General features: G+C 21.3%; 4 protein-coding genes. 1 reads left to right on the top strand and 3 read right to left on the bottom strand.

What is annotated here, in order from left to right:
- Positions 1-225: 225 nt before the first annotated feature.
- Genes OC705_RS02255 through OC705_RS02545 form a run of 3 tightly spaced genes read right to left on the bottom strand, consistent with a single transcriptional unit; the run spans position 226 to position 1,691 of the window.
- The gene (locus OC705_RS02255; protein ID WP_304512583.1) at positions 226-708 is read right to left on the bottom strand and encodes an SVM family protein; all 483 of its coding nucleotides are present in this window, start codon (positions 706-708) and stop codon (positions 226-228) included.
- Between the two features lie 35 nt (positions 709-743).
- The gene (locus tag OC705_RS02550; RefSeq protein WP_320411901.1) at positions 744-1,310 is read right to left on the bottom strand and encodes a hypothetical protein; all 567 of its coding nucleotides are present in this window, start codon (positions 1,308-1,310) and stop codon (positions 744-746) included.
- An 18-nt stretch (positions 1,311-1,328) separates the two neighbouring features.
- Complete coding sequence (locus OC705_RS02545; RefSeq protein ID WP_320411900.1) at positions 1,329-1,691, bottom strand: hypothetical protein; 363 nt, start codon at positions 1,689-1,691, stop codon at positions 1,329-1,331.
- A gap of 1,136 nt (positions 1,692-2,827) precedes the next feature.
- On the opposite strand from OC705_RS02545, the gene OC705_RS02245 reads away from it, so the two are divergent.
- Complete coding sequence (locus tag OC705_RS02245) at positions 2,828-3,025, top strand: hypothetical protein (protein WP_304514055.1); 198 nt, start codon at positions 2,828-2,830, stop codon at positions 3,023-3,025.
- The last annotated feature ends 1,009 nt before the right edge of the window (positions 3,026-4,034 follow it).

Here is a 4,034-nt window from a genome sequence, read left to right as displayed (position 1 = left end):
TTGTTTTAATTGGTAAAAATACTTAGTTTGGTGGTTAAAAAATAGAACTTAATGACGTAATCAATGGTGATTGTAGGAATAAATACCATTAAAGTGATAATGAAAAAGATGAGGTTATTTGGTAAAGATGAAAAGATTTATTTAATTAACATATTTTTTGGTTTCCTTTTTAAGATTTTTGGTATCAAATAAAAAAGACCCTGAAAGAGGGCCTTATAGTTGTGATTAACAATTATTTAATTTATATTGTAAATTAATATGTTTTTGGCTTAGATTCTTAATTTTTATCACTAATTTTTGATGTTTTGTCATAAGTTCTTGTATTGTGGGGTTTTGATAAGAACTACTTAAAATTTGAATTGCTATTTGATTTCTTTCATATGAATTATGCCAAATTTGTTCATTTATAGACTTTAAAAGTTTGATATCATAAATTCTTTGATAAAGATTTTTAATTGTTTGATCTAAATCATTTAATTGTTTTTGTAATTTTACATCATCATCTAAACTATGAATACGAAAATATGAAATTTTAGTAGCTAATGCTTTTCGTTCTAAATAAAGTTTATTAATTTCATTATTTATGTAATTTTCATCATTTAAATTATTCATCGCCATCACTTGATTATTATTCATTGTAAATAATAGTCCTAAAAAAATAAATAAACAAATACTGATTATTTTAAATTGATTTTGTAATTTAAACATTAATTAAATCTCCTTTAATGGTTATTCCCTGAATTTTAATATATTTTGGCAGTTGGTATAATTTTGTTACCATTCCGAGCTGGTTTTTTATTATTTTTAGCTTCTTTTACTTTATCGTTATTATGTTTATCTTTAAAGAGAAATAAAGTTTTACGGACAGGGTTGAAGTGTAGATGGAAATCAGTTAATTTAAAATCAACATTATGAACAAAAGCTTCACCCATATAGTAGTCTTGGTCTTCAGTTAAGAAGTGTTTAGGACCTTGGTATTCTAGGATTAAGTAATTACCTCCTGGGCCTTCGTGTTGTTGTTTTTTAATTCGGATATATAAATATAATTGACTATCATCTTTCTTATCGAAAAAAGAGTATTTAAAACCATTTAAAGTAGTGTGGTTATAAGTATCACCATCTTTTTTCCAACGGTCGAAAGGATGACGGTCTTTGATGTAGCAAACGAGGTTAGGGGGTTCAGGTTGGGATTGGAGGCGATCTAATACTAATTTTTGATTTATTTTGATCAGTTCATCGCGATTTTTCATGATTTTTTGTGATAAATTATCTAATTCAGGATTATTGGGTATAAGATTGCTACCAATCATTCGACTATTTAAATAACTTTATAAGTTTTTTTCTTTGGCTTCTTTTTCTAATAAATCTCGTTCGTTAAATAATTGTTCGGCTTTTAGTTTTTGCTGTTCATAATAATCAATTCCATTTAACCCATCAAAAGTGTATTTCGCTTTAATCATTTGACATTTTTGATAATCATCATACCACTCTTCTATGTTGTCAAATTGAGTATTTTTTAAAATAGGAATCGGTTCTTTAGGGATTTTAATGATTTTCATTTCAGTTAAAACGATAAACCCAATCAATAACGAAACCAGTATCCCTAACATGATAAAAAACCATTTGATTCTTCTTTTAATTTTGATCATCGGTTCTTTTTTTCTTTTTAACGTTTTTAAATATATTAACATTGTAACATATTTACCTTTTTCATTTTAATTAAAACCATTTTCGGAACCAAGAAGTTACGTTGTCAACTTTTTCGGTTATGGAATCAATAATTTTATTGGTAAAAGATTGAAGGGTGCACTGCACCCCCAAAAGTATTACAATTAATAAAATCTGTTAATCATGTTCAAGATCAACTTTCTTAGTTGATCTTTTTTGTTTTTTCAAATAAATGAAAAAAGATATCTTATTATTATCTTTTCTAGTTATGCGGAAAAAACTTTATTTTTATTTTTTATTTGATACGACATTTTTTTGAGTGGTTCATAAAAATTATTAGAAACATTAATTAAAGATATTTTAGATATAATTTTTTTATGTTTTATTTTTAAATTTTTATTTAATAAATAAAATTATTTTAAATTTTATTACTTTTTTTAAATGTTGACGAAAATATTAATATTTGTTAGAATTAATTAACATATTTTTAAATTAAAAATTAATTTAGTGTTTATAAAATTGATATGCTTATTGTATTTATAATCATATTTTTATTCTAATTAAATTTTTAATTTTAATCGGTTTTTTTAATAAACAATTAATATAGATAAATTAAATTATCTATTTATTTGATATTTTGAATTTCTCAATGTCAATATTCTGTTATTATTTAAAAAAATTTAATTTTGTTAAAATATTTTTTCATTTTATAATTATTTTTTTATTTTATGACAATTTTTTGATTTAAAATTGCGATGTTTAATAAATAAATATTTTTTAAAAATTATTAAAATTTTTTAAATTAATTTTAAATGTTACGATAATATAAAAATATTTTTTGGTAAATTTAATAAAAAATTAATTTTTTTTATATATAAATTATATTGATTTTCTTGTATTTTATTTTTTTTAATAATTTAAAATTATTTTAATTAAAAAAGATTAAATTTAGATAAATTAACAGAAAAAAGGTTTTCTTATTATGTTGAAAAAATATTTACAAAATAAAATCATTAAATTATTAATTGCAGTTTTTATTTTATTTTTGTCATTAAATCTTTTTTTAATAATCTTTTTGTAAATTGGATAATAAATTTAAAAAATTCAAATTATTTTCTTCTAATAAATAAATAATTCGGAAAAGCTAAAAATTAATATAATGAATGTAATAATATCCTCAATTAATATAAATAGCTTGTCTGATAATGAAAAACAATTACTTTCGATAGATCCAAATCTGTCTTTAAAAGAAATAATTTTAATTTTGAAGCAGAGATTATTGAATCAATTTCAAATAAATAATCAAATACACAAAGCTTTACATATTAGCAAAAGAAGATGCGCATATAAAAGTTGATAAATTTTTAAGTTATTATATACTTCTTCAAGATGAAAAAATAATTATGCAAAATTTAATTTACACAAAACCTGAATTTTCAGAAAAAAAACAATAAAAATTCTTTCGGAAAAATTATTAACAGAATATAGAATACATCACAAAAGGTTGCAAAAATATGTTGTTTTTTTAAAAAATAAATTAAATCCTAAAATGATTAGTGATAACTCTTTAAATATAAAAATAACTTTAAACAATAAACAAATGCCAGATATATTATTTTACATTATGATTATCAAAACAGTATTAAAGATTTAAAGGAAGAAAAGAAGCAACTCGAAAACACTAAAAACCAAGAAATAACGCAGCAAAAAAACTTAGTCGAAGCTCGAAACTATTGTGACTTTAACTGAAACTGAAGAAATTAATTTTGAACAAAAAAACATTTATATAATAAAATACCTGAATAAAAAAACTAATGTTCTCTAATAAATTCATTAACTTAATCAAACAATATTTAAAAAATTTTAGTTTGATTAAAAATCAAACATGGAAATCATTATTTCAACAATATAGTCAAATTTATTTAATAATGATTTTATGCGCAATAAATATTTTATTTTACTTCTTATTAATTAAAAACTTTAAATTATAATAATAACAAAAAGAAAATACAAAATCCTAAAAAAAAATCAATAGTTTTATTGCAAATAATTATATCATGTAACCTATAAAAAACTTATATTACAAGTAATAATCTGTTAATTATAATAAAGATCAACTAAGAAAGTTGATCTTTTTTTGTTTTTTGTTATTCCTGGGCTTTAACTAAAAATAATTAATATTATAAAAAGTTTGTTAGTTTTATTAAAAAAATCTCAATAATTATCAAGATTTATATTATTATTTTCTGGGCGCCAAAGAGGCCTAAATTTCATGCTATCTAACCAATAGCCAGGGTCGATAAACCCTGAAAGGATATGGTCGGTTAGGTTAACGAAAGAACGCCGGATTACAGCAGACCATAAAA

This window comes from Candidatus Phytoplasma fabacearum (assembly GCF_030586805.1).
Lineage (GTDB): Bacteria > Bacillota_I > Bacilli_A > Acholeplasmatales > Acholeplasmataceae > Phytoplasma > Phytoplasma fabacearum.
This window is presented reverse-complemented; position numbering and strand designations above follow the sequence as displayed.